Annotated in this window: 22 protein-coding genes and 2 pseudogenes; 15 read left to right on the top strand and 9 right to left on the bottom strand. The window is 59.7% G+C overall.

The genetic code is table 11. The features are described from left to right. Position 1: 1 nt before the first annotated feature. Complete coding sequence (gene cobG / locus FHT78_RS06735) at positions 2-1,363, bottom strand: precorrin-3B synthase (RefSeq protein ID WP_183741916.1); 1,362 nt, start codon at positions 1,361-1,363, stop codon at positions 2-4. A gap of 78 nt (positions 1,364-1,441) precedes the next feature. Then, a complete protein-coding gene (gene cobF, locus FHT78_RS06730; RefSeq protein ID WP_183741915.1) occupies positions 1,442-2,206 on the bottom strand; it encodes a precorrin-6A synthase (deacetylating) in 765 nt (254 codons plus the stop codon). 200 nt (positions 2,207-2,406) lie between these two features. Between cobF and repA the strand changes: the two genes are divergently transcribed. The 4 genes from repA to FHT78_RS06710 all read left to right on the top strand — a co-directional run bounded on the left by repA (position 2,407) and on the right by FHT78_RS06710 (position 6,756). Then, a complete protein-coding gene (repA, locus tag FHT78_RS06725) occupies positions 2,407-3,603 on the top strand; it encodes a plasmid partitioning protein RepA (RefSeq protein WP_183741914.1) in 1,197 nt (398 codons plus the stop codon). After that, a complete protein-coding gene (gene repB / locus FHT78_RS06720) occupies positions 3,600-4,604 on the top strand; it encodes a plasmid partitioning protein RepB (protein ID WP_183741913.1) in 1,005 nt (334 codons plus the stop codon). The genes repA and repB overlap by 4 nt, the downstream gene beginning before the upstream one ends. A 243-nt stretch (positions 4,605-4,847) precedes the next feature. Then, positions 4,848-5,975 (top strand): RHE_PE00001 family protein, encoded by a 1,128-nt coding sequence (locus tag FHT78_RS06715; RefSeq protein WP_183741912.1) that lies wholly within the window; start codon positions 4,848-4,850, stop codon positions 5,973-5,975. Between the two features lie 283 nt (positions 5,976-6,258). Beyond that, complete coding sequence (locus FHT78_RS06710) at positions 6,259-6,756, top strand: GrpB family protein (RefSeq protein ID WP_183741911.1); 498 nt, start codon at positions 6,259-6,261, stop codon at positions 6,754-6,756. A 131-nt stretch (positions 6,757-6,887) separates the two neighbouring features. Here FHT78_RS06710 and FHT78_RS29270 read toward each other — a convergent pair. Next, positions 6,888-7,037, bottom strand: a pseudogene (locus tag FHT78_RS29270) (acyl-CoA thioesterase); the annotation flags it as partial. A gap of 692 nt (positions 7,038-7,729) precedes the next feature. Then, positions 7,730-7,933, bottom strand: coding sequence for a cold-shock protein (locus FHT78_RS06705; RefSeq protein WP_183741909.1), 204 nt, complete (start codon positions 7,931-7,933; stop codon positions 7,730-7,732). A 315-nt stretch (positions 7,934-8,248) separates the two neighbouring features. Between FHT78_RS06705 and FHT78_RS06700 the strand changes: the two genes are divergently transcribed. From FHT78_RS06700 to FHT78_RS06675, 6 genes and pseudogenes are all read left to right on the top strand, one after another. Then, positions 8,249-9,301: a LacI family DNA-binding transcriptional regulator gene (locus tag FHT78_RS06700; RefSeq protein ID WP_183741907.1), complete on the top strand. Its 1,053-nt coding sequence runs from the start codon at positions 8,249-8,251 to the stop codon at positions 9,299-9,301. Positions 9,302-9,305: 4 nt separating this feature from the next. After that, positions 9,306-10,256 (top strand): substrate-binding domain-containing protein, encoded by a 951-nt coding sequence (locus FHT78_RS06695; protein WP_183741905.1) that lies wholly within the window; start codon positions 9,306-9,308, stop codon positions 10,254-10,256. Further along, the gene (locus FHT78_RS06690) at positions 10,256-11,062 is read left to right on the top strand and encodes an ATP-binding cassette domain-containing protein (RefSeq protein ID WP_246715230.1); all 807 of its coding nucleotides are present in this window, start codon (positions 10,256-10,258) and stop codon (positions 11,060-11,062) included. Before FHT78_RS06695 ends, FHT78_RS06690 begins: the two co-directional genes overlap by 1 nt. Then, entirely contained in the window at positions 11,059-12,063 is a 1,005-nt protein-coding gene (locus FHT78_RS06685) for an ABC transporter permease (RefSeq protein ID WP_183741901.1), read from the top strand. The genes FHT78_RS06690 and FHT78_RS06685 overlap by 4 nt, the downstream gene beginning before the upstream one ends. 5 nt (positions 12,064-12,068) lie before the next feature. Next, a pseudogene (locus tag FHT78_RS06680) lies at positions 12,069-13,124 on the top strand (phosphotriesterase-related protein); the annotation flags it as partial. A gap of 39 nt (positions 13,125-13,163) precedes the next feature. Next, entirely contained in the window at positions 13,164-13,934 is a 771-nt protein-coding gene (locus FHT78_RS06675; RefSeq protein ID WP_183743395.1) for a glutamine amidotransferase, read from the top strand. A 3-nt stretch (positions 13,935-13,937) separates the two neighbouring features. On the opposite strand, the gene FHT78_RS06670 is transcribed toward FHT78_RS06675, so the two are convergent. Then, positions 13,938-14,840 (bottom strand): PfkB family carbohydrate kinase, encoded by a 903-nt coding sequence (locus tag FHT78_RS06670; protein WP_183741899.1) that lies wholly within the window; start codon positions 14,838-14,840, stop codon positions 13,938-13,940. Between the two features lie 26 nt (positions 14,841-14,866). Between FHT78_RS06670 and FHT78_RS06665 the strand changes: the two genes are divergently transcribed. Genes FHT78_RS06665 through FHT78_RS06655 form a run of 3 tightly spaced genes read left to right on the top strand, consistent with a single transcriptional unit; the run spans position 14,867 to position 17,615 of the window. Beyond that, positions 14,867-15,709 carry a BtpA/SgcQ family protein gene (locus FHT78_RS06665; RefSeq protein ID WP_183741897.1) on the top strand — a complete coding sequence of 281 codons (843 nt, stop codon included), beginning with the start codon at positions 14,867-14,869 and terminating at the stop codon, positions 15,707-15,709. Positions 15,710-15,711: 2 nt separating this feature from the next. After that, positions 15,712-16,359, top strand: a complete 648-nt coding sequence (locus FHT78_RS06660) for a TenA family protein (protein WP_183743393.1) — start codon at positions 15,712-15,714, stop codon at positions 16,357-16,359. Positions 16,360-16,370: 11 nt separating this feature from the next. Further along, positions 16,371-17,615 carry a Zn-dependent hydrolase gene (locus tag FHT78_RS06655; protein ID WP_183741895.1) on the top strand — a complete coding sequence of 415 codons (1,245 nt, stop codon included), beginning with the start codon at positions 16,371-16,373 and terminating at the stop codon, positions 17,613-17,615. 134 nt (positions 17,616-17,749) lie between these two features. Here the strand turns inward: FHT78_RS06655 and FHT78_RS06650 are convergent, their stop codons facing one another. Genes FHT78_RS06650 through FHT78_RS06635 form a run of 4 tightly spaced genes read right to left on the bottom strand, consistent with a single transcriptional unit; the run spans position 17,750 to position 20,371 of the window. After that, a complete protein-coding gene (locus FHT78_RS06650; protein ID WP_183741893.1) occupies positions 17,750-18,391 on the bottom strand; it encodes a CDP-alcohol phosphatidyltransferase family protein in 642 nt (213 codons plus the stop codon). Further along, the gene (locus tag FHT78_RS06645) at positions 18,388-18,783 is read right to left on the bottom strand and encodes a hypothetical protein (protein WP_183741890.1); all 396 of its coding nucleotides are present in this window, start codon (positions 18,781-18,783) and stop codon (positions 18,388-18,390) included. The genes FHT78_RS06650 and FHT78_RS06645 overlap by 4 nt, the downstream gene beginning before the upstream one ends. Then, positions 18,783-19,730, bottom strand: a complete 948-nt coding sequence (locus FHT78_RS06640) for a phosphatidate cytidylyltransferase (RefSeq protein ID WP_183741888.1) — start codon at positions 19,728-19,730, stop codon at positions 18,783-18,785. Before FHT78_RS06640 ends, FHT78_RS06645 begins: the two co-directional genes overlap by 1 nt. Next, positions 19,727-20,371, bottom strand: coding sequence for a lysophospholipid acyltransferase family protein (locus FHT78_RS06635; RefSeq protein ID WP_183741886.1), 645 nt, complete (start codon positions 20,369-20,371; stop codon positions 19,727-19,729). The genes FHT78_RS06640 and FHT78_RS06635 overlap by 4 nt, the downstream gene beginning before the upstream one ends. Before the next feature lie 408 nt (positions 20,372-20,779). Between FHT78_RS06635 and FHT78_RS06630 the strand changes: the two genes are divergently transcribed. Together FHT78_RS06630 and FHT78_RS06625 are read left to right on the top strand one after the other, a co-directional pair. Beyond that, positions 20,780-21,010, top strand: coding sequence for a hypothetical protein (locus FHT78_RS06630; RefSeq protein ID WP_183741885.1), 231 nt, complete (start codon positions 20,780-20,782; stop codon positions 21,008-21,010). 102 nt (positions 21,011-21,112) lie between these two features. After that, positions 21,113-21,274, top strand: coding sequence for a hypothetical protein (locus FHT78_RS06625; protein ID WP_183741883.1), 162 nt, complete (start codon positions 21,113-21,115; stop codon positions 21,272-21,274). Positions 21,275-21,468 lie beyond the last annotated feature (194 nt).

The raw sequence follows: 21,468 nt of genomic DNA, 5'->3' as shown, positions 1-21,468 counted from the left end.
GCTATTCCTGTTGCAGCGCCTCGGCGAGACCGGTGGGGCCAAGCCTCTTCAGGCAATCGGCACTCGACTCGCCCGCGCCTCTCTCTTCTTCGATCAGCCGGGCGAGCCTCTCTATAGCGAAATCGATCCCGCCGCCAGCAATCCTTGCAGCCGGTTCGTCCGCAGCGATCCCGTCGACGACAAAGTCGTAACCGCCGGCCGCCCCGACGATCGCGAGATCGGCGCGCCGATGCGCGCAACCTTTCGCACAGCCGGAGAGGTGAAGCTTCAGCGAGCCGTCGAAGAGCGCCGGAATTCGATCGATCAACTGGCTGGCAAGAGCCTTGGTATCGTAGAAAGCCGAGCCACAGGCCCCTGCTCCTGCGCAGGCAGCGATCTGCTCGGTTGGCTCGTTCGCCGTCACGCTGAAGCCGCAACAGATGGCCGCTTCCAGAAGAGCCGGCATTGCCGTCTCGGCCAGATCAATCACGAAGAAACCACGATCCGGAGCCAGCCGGATTTCCCTTGCGCCGGCGTTTTCGGCTGAGGTGAGGAAGGAAATCAGATCAGTGGCCCTTGCCTGACCGAACTTCAGGCGCACGCCGAGTATTGTCCTGCCATTCCTCAGCTTCGTGACGCCGACGAAGGACGCTTTCGTCGGCGCAGGACCGATAGATCGGATGCTATCGAACTCACGAAGATGGGCGCGCAGTTTCGCTTTGTCGATGTCGCGGGCGCGTGTGCGTCTGCCATGCGCAATCAGCGTCTGCAGCAGGTCGCGGACCGCACCGACAGCCGCATCCGCAGTGCCGAGGGCCAGTGGCGTGGCACCCTCTTCATCGCCGGCTATTGAAACCAGCCATTGTCCTGCCGGCTGGGCGACGACGCGGATATCGGCGATGAGAGCGGAAAGGGAGAATCGACCACCCCCGTCGATCAGTATGGAGAGTTTCGGTGCAAGATGGCGAGAGCTGAGAAGGTCGCCGAGCTTGCTGCGCAGCATCGCCTCCATATCGGCCGCATCAGCAAACTCGTCGGCGTCGATGCCGTGCAGCGGCGAAATCTCAACTGCCACGCCATCAGGTATAATGATCCCGGCGGCATCGAGCTCCCCCGCCAGCGGACTGACGGATTCGGTTTGCAGACCCCGAATCTGTAGATTGCCGCGAGCGGTGATTTCAACAACACCGTTTCCATGCCGTGCCGCTGCCGAAGCCAGGTGCCGGAACTGGGAGATCGAGAGGGTGCCGCCAGCAGGCCGCAGGCGCACGAGCAGGCCGTCGCCGGTTTGCATGGGTGCGGCAAGCGCCGGGCAGGCGCCGCGTTGCATGCCCACGATATCAGGTTTCTCTGCTTTCAAGATACTGCCGGCAATGCTGCGCATTCATCCATCCTCTGGCCCCATGTCTTACAGGATCGCGCCGGATGCAGCAAAGCGAGATCGGTTCGTCGACCGGAACAATCAGTCGTCGAAATCACGCCCTTTGCGCAGGAGATAGATATCCATGATCCAGCCATGTCGCGCCCGTTCCTCGGCTCGGAGCCGGAGGATGTCGGCGGCTATATTGCCGAGCCGGCCCGAGCGGATCACTTCATCCTTGGTGCCGAGATAGGCGCCCCAGAAAATCTCGGCATCGGAATCGTCAATCTTCGAGAAAGCCTGCTCGCCATCGAGCATAACGACCGTCGTTTCATGCGTCAGCCCCGTCGCGGTCAGCCGCCGGCCGGTGGTGATCTCGACCGGCTTGCCGACGAGATTGACAGGAATGCGGTGGCTTGCCGCCAGCGCCTGGATGCTGGTGATGCCGGGAACGACGCTATAGTCAAAGGCGCAGGTACCGGCGCTACGCACGCGTTCAATGATGCGGATCGTGCTGTCATAGAGGCTCGGATCGCCCCAGACGAGGAAGGCGCCCGCACCAGTTTCCGGCAGATTGGCAATCAGATCTTCATAGATGCGGGCGATCGCGGCGTGCCAGTCGTCTACGCTCCCGGCATAACTTTGGTCGGAGATTGCGCGCTGTGGTACCTCGAATTCAACGATGCGCACACCTTCGCGGGTCAGATATCGATCGCAGATCTCCCTGCGAACCTCGGCAAGATCCGCCTTCTTGGCACCTTTGGTCGGGATGAACACGACGTCTGCCATGTTCATGGCGTTGATTGCCTGGATGGTCAGATGTTCGGGGTTGCCCGTGCCGATGCCGATGATATGGATGTGCCGCACGCTCTCTGCCTCGTGATTTCACCGGGTTGTGCCGCTAAAGAAAGTCTTTGGCAAGGGCGGATCCGACAGTTGGCCGCGGCCAACTTTCTCTCTGTTCGGTTAGCGAACGGTTTATTGTCGCTGGCTCCGAATCATGTCATCTTCGATACGCTTTTTGACGCTATGTTGATGGAAAAGCGCTTTAAGAAGGGGCAGGTGTTTTGGACAACATTAGCGTATCAACGACAGACGTTCGCATCGAACGGCACGCCACGCAGCTCTCACGCCAGCTGAAGCTGCTGCGAGAAAGGCTCTTTCCGCCGCTTTCGCAAAAGACGCTCCGGACATTTACCTCCGGCGAAGCAGCGCAGATGGTCGGTGTTTCCGACGGCTACCTTCGCCAGCTTTCACTCGATGGCAAGGGGCCGCAGCCGGACGTTTCGCTGAACGGCCGCCGCTCCTACACCCTTGGTCAGATCAACGAGCTGCGCCAGCATATGGCCAAGATCAAGCCGAAGGATGCGCTCTCCTACCTGCCCTGCCGTCGCGAGGGCGAGAAACTGCAGACGATCGCCATCACCAATTTCAAGGGCGGTTCGGCCAAGACCACGACGACGCTTTATCTTGCGCAGTATCTGGCGCTGGAAGGGTACCGGGTCCTGGCGATCGATCTGGATCCACAGGCTTCGCTCTCCTCTCTACTCGGCGTCCAGCCCGAGTTCGACCTCGGCGATGGCGACACGCTCTATGGCGCGATCCGCTATGATGCGCAGCGGCGCCCGTTGAAGGATATTATCCGCAAGACCTATTTTGACGGCCTTGATCTCGTCCCCGGCAATCTCGAGCTCATGGAGTTCGAGCATGAAACGCCGCGGGCTTTGAATGATCGCCAGAGGCCGGAAGAGCTGTTCTTCCGCCGCGTCGGCAATGCGATAGCCGAAGTCGAAGGCAATTACGATATCGTCGTTATCGACTGCCCGCCACAGCTCGGCTATCTCACGCTCGGTGCCGTTTGTGCCGCCACGTCGCTTCTCATCACCGTTCATCCGCAGATGGTCGATGTCGCCTCTATGTCGCAATTTCTGTTGATGACCTCGGATCTTCTCTCCGTGGTGCGCAAGGCCGGTGGCGACCTGCAGCATGATTTCATCAAATATGTCGTCACCCGTCACGAGCCTTTCGACGGGCCGCAATCACAGATCGTGGCACTCTTGCGCAATCTCTTCGGTGACGATGTGCTGACGGCAACGATCCTGAAATCGACGGCGATTGCCGATGCGGGCCTGACCAAGCAGACCCTATATGAAATTGAAAAGGGGCAGGTTCGCCGCTCCACCTATGACCGGGCACTGGAATCGGTTAACGCCGCCAATGGCGAGATTCTTGCCAGCATCCATAAAGCATGGGGCCGCACATGAGCAGACGAGATCGACTGAAGGGCTTGTTCACCGACACGGCGCAGGAGTTGGCCGCGGCCAACTTCGAAGAGACGTCTGTGCGTGGAGCGGCCGGTCCGGTACGCACCATGGCGCTGACACTCGGCCGCATGGAGGAAGAGAGCAGGGCGATGGAGGAAGCCCTGTTGTCTGGCGAACACATCGTTGAACTCGATCCGGAGCTGATCGATTCCTCCTTCATTCGAGATCGCCTCGGCGATGAGCCGCTCGATCTGGAGGACGAGCTCGTGCAGTCGATCGCCGAGAATGGCCAAGAAGTCCCGATCCTCGTGCGGCGTAATCCGCACCATGACGGGCGCTATCAGATTGCCTATGGCCATCGCCGCCTTCAGGCCGTCAAACTGCTCGGCCGTAAGGTGCAGGCGGTCATCCGCAAGCTCGACGATACAGATCTCGTGATCGCGCAAGGCATAGAAAACTCGGCGCGACGCAATCTCTCATACATCGAGCGGGCCGTTTTCGCGCTCAACCTCGAACTGAAGAAGTTCGATCGTCCCGTCATCATGAAGGCACTTTCAACCGACAAGACGGAAATGTCGAAGCTCATCTCCGTCGCGAAGGCCATTCCTGGCGATATCATCCAGGCCATAGGCGCCGCGCCCGGCATCGGCCGCAGACGGTGGCTGGCGCTTGCCCAGGATTGGACCGACACCACCGCCGGCCGTCTGACGAAGCTGATTGCATCCTCCACCTTCAATGCGGTCGAGAGCGATCGCCGCTTTGAGCTGGTCATCGCCGAGCTTTCAAAGAAGGAGGAGGCCAAGCCGCAAACCACGGAATATGACTGGAAGCCTGCGAGCGGTGGCAAGATCGCCGGACGCATCAAGAGTTCCGGCACGTCCTATACAATTGTTCTGAAGACAGGTGACGCACCGGATTTTGGCACCTATCTTTCAAGCCGCCTCGACGAGCTTTATGAAGCCTACAAGGCCGAGAAGCAAAAGACAGGGGATACGCTGTAGCGCGGCGCGGCGAACCAGAGCGGGAAGCGGCTAAGCGCAAGGTCGATGGCCGGCTCCAGCTGATAGGCGGAGCGATTGTTCCGCCCGTACTGTCGTCGATACAGCAAATGATCCCTAGAAAATACCGGCTTAAAAGGTTGAGCTTTCGGGAAACTGCGTTGCCCGCATGTTTTCACCATGCGATAACCGACGGAAGCGAATGCGGGTTTCGCTTCCTTTAACAAGAATCCATTAAGCCGAACAATGCGCTACGATATTGACGCCACCACGCTCCAGACGCTGCTTCCGACCATTGCTGGGGCCGAGGATGCTTTGGCGCGGCTTGACGAGCGGGTGGCGCGCTCGCCGGTAGGGCAGGGCTTTGCGGCGCGCAGCCATTTCTTCGATGCAGTCGGCGCGCTGTGGGTGGCGGGGGAACTTGTGCATGTGGAGGATCTCGTCCTGCACGATGCGCATATGGACAGCCGCGCGCCGAGCCATGAGCTGACGATTGCCCATTCCGTCCTGCGGACACGACGGCGTATCGAAACCGCCGATCCTGGTTGGGCGCTCTCCCCGGCAGGCCTCGGCGCGCTGACCGCCAGTATGCTGGAAGGGGAGGAGAGGGCGCCGGGGGCGGAAACGAACGCACCCAGCCGAGAGGCCGACGACGAGGATGACCAGGCGCCGCTTGCCGCCGAAATCGCCGAGCTTGACGCCCTGCTCGCCCGCTCGCAAAGACTTCTCGACCGGCATGTGGGGAAGGCCATCACCGAACCGCCGACGGAGGCCGTGCCCTCGCAGCGCAATGACGACCCGTTCGGCCTGTTTGGCGACGACGAATGGAACGAGGAAGAACGGATTCAAGAATGGCGTGGTCTGATCCCGCTCGTAGAGGAACTGCCGCCTACCCTGGCGACCGCCATCCTCTTCGACGCCTGGGAACGGATCGAGCCGCTGCGCCGCCAGCATTGGCTGGGCGGCCTGCTGATTGCCAGCAGCCTGCGAGCGCGAGGCAAGGTCGCCTCGCATCTCTTTTCTTTTCATACTGGGCTGAAGCAGATTCGTCATGAGCGCCGGCGGGCGCGTAATCGCGTCACGCGCCTGCAGGCCTTTCTCGATGCCATGCGGGAGAGTGCCGTCATCGGCCTCAAGGAGATCGACCGCCTGTCGTTGGCGCGCACGCAGATGGAGCTGCGCTTTCGCGGTCGCCGCTCGAATAGCAGTCTGCCGCAGCTTGCCGATTTCATCCTCTCGCGGCCGATGGTATCTGCCGCCATGGTCGCGCGTGAACTTGGCGTCACGCAACGCGGCGCGCTCAATCTGATCAATGAGGTAGGCATCCGCGAAATCACCGGCCGCGGCCGCTATCGGGCCTGGGGTATAATCTGATTCTGCGGAATTAGGATGCATCGACCACCACTCCGCCACCTCCCTCTGTCGAAACGCTGCAGGGACGGCGAGACATTGACACAAGCAGTAAAGTTCGGTGTCCTGCGGAGACCGATCTCATGGCCGCGTCGATAATCCTGCCGGCAGTCGACATCATCGTAAGCGTGCCGTGCTCACCGTGGAGCTAGATGCTGATCTCCACGACGGCAATCCTCCGCCAGGAGGAGACATGGATTAGGTGAATCGGTTAACGTCAGCTATTTCCTCTGTTGAGGGTACGCCCATGCCGACCTTAGTCGAACTTTCCGCGTTCGATCCAAGTTGGAAGAATGATTTCACAGCCGCTGAAGTTCTGTTGAGAGCGACACTTGGGAAATTTGTTGTGTCTGTTGACCACATCGGCAGCACTGCCGTGCCAGGCTTGGCCGCCAAGCCGATCATCGACATCAACATCACTACATCGAGTTTGAATGACGTCCCCGACGCAAGTGTGGAGCTGATCAAGCTTGGATTTGAACCGCGTGGAAATCGGTATGACGACGATGTTTTGGCCTTTCTTTGGAAATGCCGTATGCCCCAGATCAGGGTCTATCTCTGCCCGCCATCAAACCAGACTCATGAGCGTCGGATGCTGTTCCGGGACTATCTTCGTCAACATGACGAGGTGGCGACCGCATATGCGGTGTTGAAACGGCGGCTCGCAAATCAATTCCCATACGATGGAGATCGGTACACGTCAGAAAAGAGCGCGTTCGTCTCTGATATCGTGGAAGGGCCCTGAAGGGAAGCTAGGGGGATATCGAGCAGAAGGTCAACCGATGGGTCAAAATATGGCCAAAGCTCCGTGTAGTGCCTTGGGTTGAGGAAGAAAAATGAAGCGGGACTTTGGTGCAGCGCGCTTATTGCCTGAACGAAAGGTTCGAGAGGAATCTCACAGATGCCGGGAACCTGGCCCTCACCGCCAAACCATTGCAATGCCAACGACCTCGCACCAAGGTCGGCGAATAGGGATGCTCGCTGAATGTCGACCCTTCCACTCGAACCGCTAAGCACGTGCTGCAACTACTACATGAGGGAAAGCTGGCTGCATTCTCGTAAACCGCGATGTTAGGTGCGGCCGAAAGCAATTCCCTCCGTCCCGAAGAGCATTCCCTGCGTAGGGAAAGAGAAGCTCGCCTTTGGTCACCCATTGGCGAGCTTTTTGCATTCCCCTAGACCTGAAGAAGGTCACCGATTTCGGCCGCGTATTTCGATCATCTTCGCAGCGACGATAACCAGCAGCGTTGCAAGCAGTCCAGTGGCAAATGGCCCCTGAGCGGAGATGGATAAATCGTGGAATGAAACTGTAAGCATGATAGCCTCCAACTGGTTTAACCACACCTTTATGCCCGCTGATGGTTGTCGGCAGTTACAGGTCTAATGAACAATCACGCAGTCCAGAAGAGAAGGCGTGCTTCACCCATCTTCTTCCTTATCTCGCCCCTATAGGTGAGGTTAAAGCTCCGACCCCACGAGCGCTTTACCACATCAATGCCAATCAACCCGATCACCTCCGCCCAGAAGACTAACCTCTGGCCGTACCCTCACGCCAATCCTTCTAACCGCCCCCAATTTGCCATAGCTGCCCCTGTACGCAGTGCGTCAAAATCGGCAACTCATTGATGTTTAAGCGGTATTGAGCGTGAGCCAACGTCGTCAAAAACGGGGTAGTGGGGTGGTTGGGAGTCAGTCGTTTGGTCGCCCCCCCCCCCCGCTCAAAGTGGTCTGACGTTTTCCGCCTTTGACTTTCCAGTTTTGCGATCCTGCCCGAGATCGTAGGAGACGCTCTGGCCTTCCTTTAATGTATCGCCATATTGGAGCGCGGAAACGTGTACGAAAACATCAGGTCCGCCAGCTTCCGGCGTGATGAAGCCGAAACCCTTATCGGTGTTGAAAAACTTGACCTTGCCAGTTGGCATGAAATTCCTCGCTTGTTTGGCTTTGTCTCATTGCAATTTAGCGGTCAGCCATTGCCTGAGCAAGCCTGAGCAACGGAAGACGAGACTTGCGTCCTTATGCGCCGAGACGAACGGACCTCGCAAGGTGCTCGATCCCCCGCCTTAGGCGCCAGAATGCGCCGATATCACCGGCACCACGTTCTTCTTCACTGGCGATATCGTCGGCCTCCCGTAAGCCGAACGGGAACCTGCGAGACCATGTCATAGGAGACTTGACAGCGCACTCCTCGTGATGGAATGTCAGTAAAGCGGTTTACTAAAGCGGTTTACAAATCGATGGCGCAGCGAACCTCAGGCCTAAAGGATGTCGCGAAAGCTGCGGGAGTGTCGGTGACGACGGTCTCGCGCATGCTCAACGGCTCGCTGGATCTGCCCGCCCTCACCAGGCAGCGTATAGAAAATGCTATTGCTTCCCTCAAATATCAGCCGAACCCGCACGCGCGGCGATTGAGCCGTGGTCGCTCCGATACCATAGGCCTTGTCGTCCCCGATATCTCCAACCCATTCTTCGCAACCATGGTGGCGGCGGTTGAGGAGGAGGCCAACGATCGCGGGCTTGCCGTTTCGCTTTACGCGACGCTGAACCGGACAGGCCGTGAAGTCGCCTATCTCCGGCTGCTCGAGTACAATCACGTCGACGGCCTGGTTTTCGTCACCAACCATCCCGACAATGGAGATCTCGCAGCCCTCATCAATCGAACAGGCAAGGTCATCGTCGTCGACGAAGACGTTCCGCTTGCCACTGTCCCGAAGCTTTTCTGTGACAACTTCCAGGGAGGCCATCTAGCGGGACGCCACCTGGCGGAATTTGGTCATCGCGACGTGCTCTATGTCGGCGGCCCCGATGCGATGATCAGCACGCAAAGGCGCTTCGACGGATTGCGAAAGGGCCTGCAGGAGCGTTTCGGCGAAGATACCTCGATCAGTCGCTACAGCGGCGAATATACGATCGCCTGCGGGCGGGACATGGCGCGCCGCTTCCTGGAAGAAGGAATGCAGGCAACCGCAGTCTTTGCGAGTTCCGACGAAATCGCTATCGGCATGATCGAAGTCCTGAGGGAGAAGGGGATATCGATACCCGAGGACTTATCAATCGTCGGCTTTGACGATGTCAGTCCGCTGCACCTCTTTGCTCCTCCCTTAACGGCGATCCGTCAGCCGGTGCGCGCCATCGGCCGGCGTGCCTTGTCCCTTCTTCTCGAAACAAACTGGCAGGAGAGCAAATCGCTCGCCACCGAGGAACTCGTGCCAGTCGAAATCGTCGTGCGGAACTCCGTTGCGCCGCCGTCGACCCATAATAAGCAACGAGAACACAAAACCAGAGGATGAGAACATGAACCAGATCAAACGTCGGGCGTTTACCGCCGCTCTTGCGTTCACCGCGCTTGCCAGTGCCACACTAGGGGCCTCACTCGCCCAAGCTGCAGGCAAGACCTATGCACTGGTGCAGATCAATCAGCAGGCGCTTTTCTTCAACCAGATCAATGAAGGCGCGCAAAAAGCGGCGGATGCTGCCGGCGACAAGCTCGTCATCTTCAACGCCAACAATGAAGCGGCCGCCCAGAACAGCGCCATCGAAAACTACATCCAGCAGAAGGTCGATGGCCTGATCGTCGTTGCAATCGACGTCAACGGCATCATGCCGGCCGTCAAACAGGCCTCGGATGCCGGCATCCCGGTCGTTGCCATCGATGCGATTCTGCCGGATGGCCCTCAGAAGTCGCAGATCGGCGTCGACAACGGCAAGGCCGGCGCCGACATGGGTGCCTATTTCCTCGACTATGTGAAGAAGAACATGGGCGGCAAGGCCAAGGTCGGCATTGTCGGCGCGTTGAACTCCTACATTCAAAACCTTCGCCAGAAAGGCTTTGAGGATGCCATCAAGAGCGATGGTATCGAGATGTCAGGGGTCGTCGACGGCCAGAATATCCAGGACAACGCACTTGCCGCCGCCGAAAACCTCATCACCGGCAATCCGGACATGACGGCGATCTACGCAACCGGCGAGCCGGCTCTGCTCGGCGCCATCGCCGCTGTCCAGAGCCAGGGCAAGCAAGACAGCATCAAGGTCTTCGGCTGGGATCTGACCGCGCAAGCGATTTCGGGTCTCGACGACGGCTATGTCGTTGCCGTCGTCCAGCAGGATCCGGCCGGTGAAGGCAAGGCGGCAGTCGAGGCTCTTGCCAAGCTGAGTGCAGGTCAGAGCGTCGAAAAAAGCATTTCCGTTCCGATCACCATCGTGACGAAGGAAAATGTCGAGCCATACCGGGCCGTCTTCAAATGATGAGTGACAAATGGCCTGTTCATGCCGGGGCCGGGGAGGTGCAAGCCTCCCCGCATTCCTCAGGCTCGTCCGCCCGGACACCTGCTGTTTCCCTGCGCGGTATCCGCAAGACTTTCGGCTCGCATCAGGCGCTGCGCGGCGTCGATCTCGACCTCTTTCCCGGCGAGTGCCTTGGTCTTGTCGGCGACAATGCCGCCGGTAAGTCAACACTTACCAAAATCATCTCCGGAACCTATCTGCCGGATGAAGGGACGATTTCGCTGAACGGCGAGGAGGTCCATCTCTCCGGACCTGCCGACGCACGCGGCCGCCATATCGAAATGGTCTTCCAGGATCTGAGCCTGTGCGACCACATCGATGTCGTCGGCAATCTGTTTCTTGGGCGCGAACTCACCAGAGGTCCGTTCCTCGACCGTCAGAAGATGATGAGTGAGGCGCGCAAGATGCTGGATGCGCTTGAAATCCGCATTCCGCGTCTCTCAGCTAAGGTGGAGAAGCTGTCGGGTGGCCAGCGCCAGGCAATTGCGATCGCCCGAGCGGCATCATTCAATCCCAAGGTCCTGATCATGGACGAGCCGACCTCGGCTCTTGCGGTGGCCGAAGTCGAAGCCGTGCTCTCTCTGATCAATAGGGTTAAGGCAAAGGGCGTGTCCGTCGTCCTCATCACCCACCGCCTTCAGGACCTGTTCCGCGTCTGCGACCGAATCGCCGTTATGTACGAGGGCACAAAGGTCGCCGAGCGTGATATCGCCAAGACCAATCTCGAGGATCTCGTCAAGCTCATCGTCGGGGGAGAAAGACATTGACCGTCTACACCGAACGCGCCAAGGGCTCGCCGATGGCAGACTTCCTGAGCGAAAACGCCCAGGTCCTGTCGATTGCCTTCTTCTTTCTGGCATGCCTCGTCTTCTTTTCGCTGACGACCACCACGTTCTTGACGACGGGTAACATCCTGAACATCGTGCGCCAGGCTGCACCGATCCTTGCCGTGGCGATCGCCATGACGCTCGTCATCGTCACCGGCGGCATCGATCTGTCGGTCGGCTCGATGTTGGCTCTGATCAACGCCGTCGCGGCCATTGCGCTCGCCACCGGCATTCCCTGGCCGGTCGTCTGCCTCGGCATGCTGGCCCTCGGCGGCATTATCGGCCTTCTTCAGGGCTGGTTCATTGCCTATCAGAATATTCCCGCCTTCATCGTTACCCTTGCCGGGCTTTCCATCCTGCGCGGCGTGGCGCTCTATCTCACACAGGGCTATTCCATTCCGATCAACAACGAGCCCGGCTTTTTCTATCTGGGACGGGGGGAACTCGCCGGCTTTCCCGTCCCGGCGCTGATCGCAATCCTGGTCGCGATCGTCGGATATGTCGTCATGGCTGTTACCAAATATGGTCGGCAGATCGTGGCGGTCGGATCCAACATGGAGGCCGCGCGCCGGGTCGGCATGCCCGCCAAATGGATCGTCGCCTCGGTCTATCTCGTCGCGGGCGTCGCCTCGGCATTGGCGGGTCTATTGATTGCAGCCCGCCTCGGCTCCGGCTCGTCGAATGCGGCCGTCGGTTTCGAACTGCAGGTCATCGCGGCCGTCGTGCTTGGCGGCACCTCGCTGATGGGCGGGCGCGGAACCATGATCGGGACCGTCCTCGGCACCATGACCATTGCGGTTATCGGGAACGGCCTGATCCTGATGCACATATCGCCCTTCTTCACCCAGATCGTCACCGGCGCGATCATCCTTGTCGCGATCTGGCTGAATACCCGCATCTTCACTGCCAATTTCCGCTTGGCAGGCAGGAGGAAGAGCTGATGGCGATGAATGAGCTTTCGCCGGGTCACGTGCGCTCCGGCAATGTGATGACGGTCCAGGGGCCGGTTCCGGTGTCGGATATTGGCGTAACGCTGATGCACGAGCATATCCTCAACGATTGCCGCTGCTGGTGGCATGCGCCGAAGGAACCCGAGCGGCAATATCTTGCCGAAGGTTTCGTCTGCATGGAAATCCTCGGTGAACTCCGGCAGGATCCTTTCGTCAACAAGCACAACATCACGCTCGACGATGAGAAGCTTGCGGTGACAGAGCTCAAGGATTTCGCCGGTCTCGGCGGTCAGACGGTCGTCGAGCCGACATGCCAGGGCATCGGCCGCGATCCGCTGGCCCTGCGACGAATCTCAAAGGCAACGGGACTGAACATCGTCATGGGGGCCGGCTTCTATCTCGGCTCCTCACACCCGAAAAAGGTTGCCAGCATGTCGGTTGGCCAGATCGCCGACGAGATCGTGTCCGAGGCGGTGATCGGCGCTGACGGCACCGATGTCAGGATCGGGCTCATCGGGGAGATCGGCGTGTCCTCGGATTTCACGGCCGAAGAGGAAAAATCGCTGCGAGGTGCTGCCCAGGCACAGGTGCGCACCGGTCTGCCCCTGATGGTCCACCTTCCCGGCTGGTTTCGCCTGGGCCACAGGGTTCTGGATGTCGTCGCGTCCGAGGGCGGCGATCTCAGGCACACGGTGCTCTGCCATATGAACCCGTCATACGACGATCTCACCTATCAGTCGGAGATCGCCGCCCGCGGCGCGTTCCTGGAATACGACATGATCGGCATGGATTTCTTCTATGCCGATCAGCAGGTGCAATGCCCGAGTGACGAGGAGGCGGCGCGCGCGCTCGTCAAACTCGTCGAGATGGGACATACAGACCGTCTTCTCCTGTCCCACGACGTGTTCCTGAAGATGATGCTCAAGCACTACGGGGGCAACGGCTACGCGTATATTCTGCGCCACTTCTTGCCGCGCCTGAAGCGCCACGGTCTCGATGACGCGACGCTCGACATTTTCATGCGCGCCAACCCGCGGTCGGTCTTTCAGGCGAACGTCTGGGTGCAAACCAGAAAAAGAAATGGAAACATCATGACAAAGAAGGTTCTTCTCGTCGGCGAAAGCTGGGTAAGTTCCGCCACGCATTACAAGGGTTTCGACCAGTTCGGGAGCGTCACGTTTCATCTCGGCGCCGAACCGCTCGTCAAGGCGCTCAAGGGCAGCGCATTCGAGCTCACTTACATGCCGGCCCATGAAGCGGTCGAACAATTCCCCTTCGAGATGGCGGGGCTCGATGGCTATGACGCGATCATCCTGTCCGATATCGGGGCCAATTCGCTGCTTCTCCCGCCTGCGGTCTGGCTGCATTCCAAGACCGTTCCAAACCGCCTGAAACTCATCAAGGCCTGGGTCGAAAACGGTGGCGGCCTGTTGATGGTCGGCGGCTACTTTTCCTTTCAGGGCATCGATGGAAAGGCGCGCTGGCGTCGCACGCCGGTCGAGGAAGTTCTGCCCGTCACCTGCCTGCCCTATGACGACCGAGTGGAAATCCCCGAGGGGACGACACCTGTCCTCGTCAAGCCCGCTCACGAGACCGTCGCCGGTCTGTCAGGCAAATGGCCATTGCTGCTCGGCGTCAACGAAGTCGAGGTGCGGGAGCGCGACGACGTCGAGGTCATCGCTCGCTTGCCGGACACGGAGGGCGGTCATCCGCTTCTGGTGACCGGCCGCTTCGGTAAAGGCAGGACGGCCGCCTGGACGTCCGATATCGGTCCGCACTGGCTTTCACCTGCCTTCTGCGAATGGGAAGGATACGGGCGTCTGTGGAAGAACATCCTCGGCTGGCTAACCGAGGCGAAATAGCCGTTACTCGCCCGCGAGGATGCCGGCGAGTTCTGCCTTGGTCGGGAAGGCCGAGCGCGTGCCCCGGCGGCTGACGGTGATGGCGGCGGCCGCGGTTGCGTGATGGATGGCTTTCGCGTCGAGTGCGGTGGAGCGAAGCGCGGCCGAGGCAAGCGCCACGGCCATGAACGTGTCGCCGGCGCCGGTCGTATCGACGACCTCGGTGGCGAGTGCGGGAACGGTTGCCAGCACCTGACTTCCGCTGGCAAGGATTGCCCCATCGCCGCCGAGCGTCAGCACGGTCTGTGACACCCCGGCTTCGGCGAGGCGCTGGATCGCGGCCTCGCCTGAGGACCCGGTCAGGCTTTCAGCCTCGCTCCTGTTGAGAAAGGCGATGTCGATAAGCGGCCAGAGTTCGGCGAAGTAAGGCCGAAGCGGCGAGGGATTGAAGGCGGTCTTCAGGCCACGGGATCTGGCCTCGGCGAGAATGCCGCGGGTGACGTCTTGGCTGAGATTGCCCTGCAGCACGACGAGGTCGCCGCTGATCGCATTGCCAAGCGGGGCAAGCGCCTCCGACAGGGTCAAGGCTTCGGCCGATTCCGTCGTGGTGACGATGGCGTTTTCGCCGTCCGGCGTGGTGAAGATGATGGAGAAATCGCTGGTGCGGTTCGGGCTGCCCAATAGACGGGCATCCAGCGCCTCGCCGGCAAGCTGGTCGCGGATCGTCTGGGCGCGGAAATCTTCGCCGACAGCCGTCACGAGCGTCGTCGGAAGGTCGGTGCGGCCCATGACGATGGCCTGATTGGCGCCCTTGCCGCCAAGGTCGCGGGTTTCCTCCCGACCAAGGATCGAGGCGCCCGCTTCGGGCATGGACATTACGGAAATGGTTTCGTCGATGGCGACGTTACCGATGACATAGGCACGCATGGCTGGCTTTCGGAAAGGAAAGAAAAATGCAGCAGATATCGGATAAGGCCACAAGCGCCATACGGGAAATATTCGGCACTGACAAGGCATTGATCGGGATGATCCATTGCCCGCCTTTTCCGGGTGCTCCGCGCTATCGGAGTGCTGCGATGGACACGATCTACGACGCTTGCATGCGCGACGCGGATGCGCTCGTCAAAGGGGGCATCCACGGATTGATTGTCGAAAATCACGGCGATATTCCCTTCTCCAAGCCAGAGGATATCGGCCACGAGACCGCTGCCTTCATGTCGGTCGTGACCGACCGCATCGCGCGTGCCGCCGGCGTGCCGCTTGGCATCAATGTGCTTGCCAATGCGCCGATCCCGGCCTTCGCGATCGCGGCGGCAGGCGGTGCGCGCTTCATCCGCGTCAATCAATGGGCGAACGCCTATGTCGCCAACGAAGGCTTCATGGAGGGCCGGGCGGCAGAGGCCATGCGCTACCGCTCCGCTCTGCGTGCCGAGCATATCAAGGTGTTTGCCGACAGCCATGTGAAGCACGGCGCGCATGCCATTACCGCTGACCGCACGATCGACGAATTGACCCGCGATCTCGCATTCTTCGATGCTGATGTGGTGATCGCGACCGGCCAGAGAACGGGCAACAGCGCAACGATGGAAGAAATCGAGGAAATCGGTGCCGCCACCCATCTGCCGCTGCTCGTCGGCTCGGGCGTGACCAAGGACAATATCGTCGAGATCCTGAAGCGCACCAACGGCGTCATCGTCGCCTCGTCGCTCAAGGAGGGGGGCGTCTGGTGGAACCCCGTGGAGCCGGCCCGGGTGGCAGCCTTCGTCGAAGCCGCAAAACCCGGCCTGGAGGCCTAATGATCATGGGCGGCACCCTCTCGCAACAGATGCTCGACGAGAACCGTGACGTTTTCGAAGCCATGGTGCACCATCGCTTCGTCGAGGATATCAAGGCTGACCGCCTTTCGAACGAGGCATTCGAGCGATACCTCGTCTTCGAAGGCGCCTTCGTCGATACGGCGATCGCGATCTTCTCCTACGCCACTGCCAAAGCTGAAACCATCGCCCAAAAGCGCTGGCTGATCGGTGTTCTGGATGCGCTCGCGAACCAGCAGATCGCTTATTTCGAAAGGACATTTGCGGCGCGCGGCATCGACCCATCGCGTTATGATATCGGCCGGACCGATGTCGCGGCATTCCGCGATGGCATGCTGGCAATTGCCCGTGACGGCGGTTTTCTCGACACGATTGCTGCCATGTTCGCCGCCGAATGGATGTACTGGACCTGGTCGACGGCAGCGGACGCGACGGCGATCGGCGATCCCCTGCTCAAGGAATGGGTCAAGCTTCACGCGGAGCCCGAGTTCGAGGCGCAGGCGCGCTGGCTGAAGGCTGTTCTGGACGAGGCGGGTGAGACCATGGATCCTGCCGAACGGAAGCGGTTGAGCGCCATATTCGGGCATGCGCAACGTCTTGAGATCGACTTTCACGAAGCAGCCTATTCCTGAGAGGTCGTGCGATGATTGCGGATATAGATATCGATGGCGCGCGCCTGCTGGGTCGCCTCGACCAGTTTGCCGAGATCGGCGCGACCCCGCGCGGTGGTGTCAATCGTCAGGCCCTGACCGGACTGGATCGAGAAGCCCGCTCCCTGCTGGCCGGGTTGGCCGCCGCGCGTGGTTTCGGTGTCTTCCAGGATCCCGTCGCCAATCTCTTCATCCGCCGTTCCGGCGGGGATGACAGCGCGGCACCATTGTTGATCGGCAGTCATCTCGATAGCCAGCCAGCCGGCGGTCGTTTTGATGGCGCGCTCGGAACGCTCTCGGCCTTCGAGGTTCTCGAAAGCCTCGAGGATGCGGGTATCGAAACGGAAAGGCCGGTCGAGGTCGTCGCCTGGACCAATGAAGAGGGATGCCGCTTCGCACCCGGCTGTATGGGCTCGTCCGCCTTTTCGGCGAGGGCGATCCCAGCCGCGTGGTTCGAGCTTGTTTCGGCCGACGGCGCAATGTTCGGCGCCGAACTGAAGGCAACGCTTGAGGCTCTTCCAGAGGCCACGATGCGCGATTTCGGCATGCCGGTCCATGCCTATCTCGAAGTGCACATAGAACAAGGCCCCTCGCTGGAGAAGGAGGATATCCCTATCGGCATCGTGACGGGTATCCAGGGGACGCGATGGCTGCAGGTGGAGGTGTCGGGTCAGACGGCTCATGCCGGCACGACGGCTCTTTCCTACCGCCGGGACCCTCTGCGCGCCATGATCTCGGCGCTGGACACGCTCTATTCCACTGTCATGCCGCAGGACGAAAGCGCCCGATTTACCGTCGGTCGGATTGAGGTGGAGCCGGGAGCGATCAACGCCATTCCGGAGTTGGCACGCTGCACAATTGATATCCGCCATCCCGATTCATTGGAGATCGATCGGCTAAACGCGACGATCGAGCAATGCTTTCACGAGCGCGCCAAGGTTCAGTGCTGCGAGGTTCTGTTCAAGCGCAGTTTTGACATGTCGCCGGCAAACTTCCCCGAAAAGCTTCTGGTGGTACTGGAGCGCGCCGCCGATGTCGCCGGGCTGGCGACGAAAAGGATGGTGTCGGGCGCTTTTCACGATGCTCTCTTCATCAATCGGATCGCACCTTCAGCGATGATCTTCGTGCCCTGTCGTGATGGCCTCAGTCATAACGAAGCCGAATATACGGCGCCCGAGCATGTCGTTTCAGGAGCGAGAGTGTTGCTGCAGTCGACAGTCGAGCTTGCCAAAGGCTGAGAAGAGCAGGATCTCAGGCGCCACTGCTGTAGGCGCCTGACGACTGATGAGGCCAGCGTCGCCACACATAAGAAAGTGGGTCTCGTTCACTTCCTCCCTGTAGAGAACTTGGCGTCGACCCCAAGACCGCCTCGTCAACGGCGCTTGAGGCGTGAGACCAATGTCATCGAGCGACGGATGGCCGTGAGTGCTGCTCCCACCGCAATTACGCCGAGACCGATCGTCAGAATCTGATTCTGCCCGCCCCATAGTGGCTCGAGAAGGGATGCCAATCCCGCCGCCGTGATCGTCGCCATCCGGTGCTGCTTGGCCATCGGGCCGGAGAAGTCGCTGGGATTGCCGGTGGCGCGGCCGAGTTCCCGGACATAGGCTGTCAATACGGCGAAGGCTCCGGCCGCCCAGCCAAGTCCCGGCATGCCGATGCCATATCCGACGCCGGCGAATATCATCAGGTCGGCGATGCGATCCGGAAACTCGTTCCAGAAAGGACCGTCAGCCTCTCCCTTTCCGCCTTCGACGGCGACCATGCCGTCGAATAGATTACAAAGAAGGCGTGCCTGGCAGAATAGAACCGCCAGCAGCAGACAGCCGGCACGCGGCAAGCCTATCGCCTGTCCGGCCAGATAGAAAGCAACGCCGGCGATGGCTGCCGCTAGCATGCTGGCTTGCGAGATCTGGTTCGGCGTGATGGCCCGTGCGGCCATCCATCGGGCAATTGCGCCCGCCCAGCGCGTATTGCGGCTCGCCAGTGGCCTCCTGTCCCTTGTCTCCATCATGTGTCGAAACCTCGTCGTGCGGAGATCGAATAATTGTAGATCGCTGCATAAGTCGTCGATACCAGCAGCGGGAGGGCGATGGTCCGGAGTATCTCCGGTGTGCCGCTTACCGCATGGATTGTTACGAGAATGCTTGCCGAGCCGAGGCAGGCGGTCAGCGGCGGCGCCCAAAATCGTGTCGAACCGCTGAAGCGGCTGGAAAGCCAGTCGATCACCGATTTCAGAAAAAGCGTCAGGCAGGCGGATATCGCCCCCTGCACGAGACCGGCGAGGAGCGGCGCTGGCATGACATGAGCGCGATTGGCGAAAATGGCCCAGCCGCCCATCGCCAGAAAGGCGAACAGGACGTGGACCACTCCGCTGCGCAAAAGACGTTGCAGCACGACAGGCATCAGAGCGACCACCAGTACCGGGTAAGATGGAAGAAGATGGGTGCCGAAAAGACGACAGAATCCAGCCTGTCGATCAATCCGCCATGGCCCTCGATAAGATTGCCCCAGTCCTTGACCCCGCGGTCGCGTTTGATCGCCGACATGACAAGACCCCCGAAGAAGCCCATCAGCGTGATGACAAAGGCGAGAATCCCCGCCTGAAGCGGTGTGAAAGGTGTAATCCACCAGAGGCCAGCTCCGATCAGGGTGGCGCTGATGATGCCGCCGGCAAAGCCCTCGACTGTTTTCGATGGCGACAGTCTGGGTGCAATCTTCGTGCGTCCGAACAGTTTGCCCCAGACATATTGCAGGACATCGCTAAGCTGGACGACGATCACCAGAAAGGCGATCAGCAGGACATTGCGGCCCTCATATCCCAGTATCTTCAAGGTCAGCAGAGCCGGGACATGAGACGCGCAGAAGACGCAGATCATCAAGGCCCACTGGACTTCCGCGATGCGAACGAGAAAGCGCTCGGTGTCGCCTCGGAGGACCGAAATGATCGGCATAAGCAGGAAGGCATAGACCGGGATGAAGATCGAAAAGATGCCGTATTGTTCAGCCCAAAGCAGAAAATACTGGATCGGAACGACGACGAAGAAGGCTGCCGCGAGCGCCCAGTGATCCGCCCTTCTTGTATTGATGAGGGTGATGAATTCGCGAAGTGCTGCGAATGAACAAAAGCCAAACAGGATCAAAACGCCGATACGGCCCGCTATGAAAGCAAGGCCGATCAGGATGACCATGACCCACCACGCCTTGATCCGGGCGTTGAGATTTTCGACGGCCGCATTCGAACCGTTCGGCGAGAAGCGTTGCTGCAATATGTAACCGATGACTGACGCAACGATCAGAACACCGAAGACCCCAGCAACAAGCGTCATGAGATCGGAATTCGCGCCACTCATTCACCACCGCCCACAGAGTTCGGAGCCAGCGCCAGGAGAGCGGCCTGCATCCGTCCGAGAAAAATATCCTTGCTTTCACCCGACGCGATCTGCAAAGCGCTGCCGAAGGTAACTGTGCATATCAGCGGGATCGGAACGATCTCGCCCTTTGGCATGACGCGGTTCAGATTGCTGATCCAGACCGGCACAAGATCGACGTCGGGGCGCGCCGCAGCCAGATGGTAAATGCCGCTTTTGAACGGGAGGAGTTTTGCATCCGACTGGTTTCTGGTTCCCTCCGGAAAGAGAATGAGAGACGAACCGGCATCGATGGCCGAGACCATCTGCGTGACGGGATCTTCCGTCCGCTTGTCCCGCTCCCTCGCGATCAGCACCGCATTGAAGACATCGCTGCCGATGAAGCGATTGAGCCAGGACTTCAGCCAGTATTCGGCCCCTGCGACCGGACGGGTCCGATGACGCAGTCTTGGCGGCAATACCGTCCAGACCAGCACGAAATCGCCGTGGCTGGAGTGGTTGGCGTAGTAAACGCAGGGGCGGGAAGGCAGCCCCGCCTCGGGCCATACGGCGCGGACCGCCGTGACTGCGCGGGCGAACAGGACAATTACCGTCGCCACGGCCGTTGTAAGCAAAGCCTTCATTCACCGCTCTGTCGATGTTAGCCGGATCATTAATCCAAACTGTAGCATTGTCATCGCCCGAAGAAAGGGGCTTTGCACGTTGTCAGTCAAAAGGCGTAGACGAGTTGGAGGGCTCCGGCCGAAGTGAATGGACATAAAGGTCGGCGATCCGTCGCATGAGGTGAATTCCCGCGGTTCAGTGCAAGGGCGCGTCGCAATGCAGCAACGCGCGACGCCTCCGCTCTCGGAGGCACCGGCTAGAATTGCAGCGAAGCGCTGACGAAAAACAGGTCCCACATGTCGCTTTCGGCCGTGCTTTTAAAGATGTGAGAATAGCCCAGGTCTGCATTCAGCGACCCGCCCGCAAACCGGCTTCCGACCGATGCACTGGGACGGGGTCTGAGTGGAGCACTTACCCCCAGTGGCTTTGTGGACAAATACATTCTCGGACGCGAACTCACGACTGAGGAACAAGCCCAGGTCAAGGCAGGCATTCAGGCACTTGCTAATGGTGGAGAATTCGTTGGCTGCGGCCAACAGCAGGGCTTCAATCTCCTCGACTGGATCATAACACCCGCATATGCCTATGAGACGAGCTGCAGCATCCGCCAGCATGACGGAAGCTTGATAGAACTCGGCATTAAAACCTATCAGGAGTGAAAGGATGCGATCTGCGCATATCTCAATAGTCTAAGCCCTGCACAACGTGTTGCGGTCCTGCGTTCCGCCGGTTTCGCCATAGGAAGCAGCAATGCTCCGAACATGGAACTTGCCCAAATGGACCAATGGCTTTCCGCGGCAATCAAAGAGTTGGATGGGCAACCGCGCGGCGAAAACTTCCGACAATTTCTGGAAGGCAACGCAGAGGGCTACGCGTTCGCCGAGAAGATGGGGGCTGAACGCCCACTGGTTCATGAGCCTTGACGACGCGCGCTCGAAGATGGAGGATTGGCGTAGAGACTTGTATGAGGCGGGTTTTGTCAATCCATGGCAGTGCCTTCCGAAGAGTTCGAGTCAATTCCTTTTTGAAGTTTGCAATCGTCTGGCTGCTCTGGCACCGCTGGTGCCTCCACTTGTATCCGGTCGAAGCTTTGCCCCGGACCATAATCCCGATTCAT

The sequence above is a fragment of the Rhizobium sp. BK196 genome (assembly GCF_014193255.1).
GTDB lineage: Bacteria > Pseudomonadota > Alphaproteobacteria > Rhizobiales > Rhizobiaceae > Rhizobium.
Note: the sequence above shows the minus strand (reverse complement) of the source record. Positions and strands in the feature narration are given on the sequence as shown.

What these genes read in the sequence shown, in the direction of transcription:
- FHT78_RS06715 (WP_183741912.1), top strand. Translation starts at nt 4,848, where the DNA reads ATGCGCTACGATATTGACGCCACCACGCTCCAGACGCTGCTTCCGACC.
- FHT78_RS06665 (WP_183741897.1), top strand. Translation starts at nt 14,867, where the DNA reads ATGCAGCAGATATCGGATAAGGCCACAAGCGCCATACGGGAAATATTC.
- repB (WP_183741913.1), top strand. Translation starts at nt 3,600, where the DNA reads ATGAGCAGACGAGATCGACTGAAGGGCTTGTTCACCGACACGGCGCAG.
- FHT78_RS06650 (WP_183741893.1), bottom strand. Translation starts at nt 18,391, where the DNA reads ATGATGGAGACAAGGGACAGGAGGCCACTGGCGAGCCGCAATACGCGC.
- FHT78_RS06625 (WP_183741883.1), top strand. Translation starts at nt 21,113, where the DNA reads ATGGAACTTGCCCAAATGGACCAATGGCTTTCCGCGGCAATCAAAGAG.
- FHT78_RS06635 (WP_183741886.1), bottom strand. Translation starts at nt 20,371, where the DNA reads ATGAAGGCTTTGCTTACAACGGCCGTGGCGACGGTAATTGTCCTGTTC.
- FHT78_RS06700 (WP_183741907.1), top strand. Translation starts at nt 8,249, where the DNA reads ATGGCGCAGCGAACCTCAGGCCTAAAGGATGTCGCGAAAGCTGCGGGA.
- FHT78_RS06710 (WP_183741911.1), top strand. Translation starts at nt 6,259, where the DNA reads ATGCCGACCTTAGTCGAACTTTCCGCGTTCGATCCAAGTTGGAAGAAT.
- cobG (WP_183741916.1), bottom strand. Translation starts at nt 1,363, where the DNA reads ATGCGCAGCATTGCCGGCAGTATCTTGAAAGCAGAGAAACCTGATATC.
- FHT78_RS06695 (WP_183741905.1), top strand. Translation starts at nt 9,306, where the DNA reads ATGAACCAGATCAAACGTCGGGCGTTTACCGCCGCTCTTGCGTTCACC.
- FHT78_RS06645 (WP_183741890.1), bottom strand. Translation starts at nt 18,783, where the DNA reads ATGCCTGTCGTGCTGCAACGTCTTTTGCGCAGCGGAGTGGTCCACGTC.
- FHT78_RS06675 (WP_183743395.1), top strand. Translation starts at nt 13,164, where the DNA reads ATGACAAAGAAGGTTCTTCTCGTCGGCGAAAGCTGGGTAAGTTCCGCC.
- FHT78_RS06705 (WP_183741909.1), bottom strand. Translation starts at nt 7,933, where the DNA reads ATGCCAACTGGCAAGGTCAAGTTTTTCAACACCGATAAGGGTTTCGGC.
- FHT78_RS06690 (WP_246715230.1), top strand. Translation starts at nt 10,256, where the DNA reads ATGAGTGACAAATGGCCTGTTCATGCCGGGGCCGGGGAGGTGCAAGCC.
- FHT78_RS06670 (WP_183741899.1), bottom strand. Translation starts at nt 14,840, where the DNA reads ATGCGTGCCTATGTCATCGGTAACGTCGCCATCGACGAAACCATTTCC.
- FHT78_RS06640 (WP_183741888.1), bottom strand. Translation starts at nt 19,730, where the DNA reads ATGAGTGGCGCGAATTCCGATCTCATGACGCTTGTTGCTGGGGTCTTC.
- FHT78_RS06655 (WP_183741895.1), top strand. Translation starts at nt 16,371, where the DNA reads ATGATTGCGGATATAGATATCGATGGCGCGCGCCTGCTGGGTCGCCTC.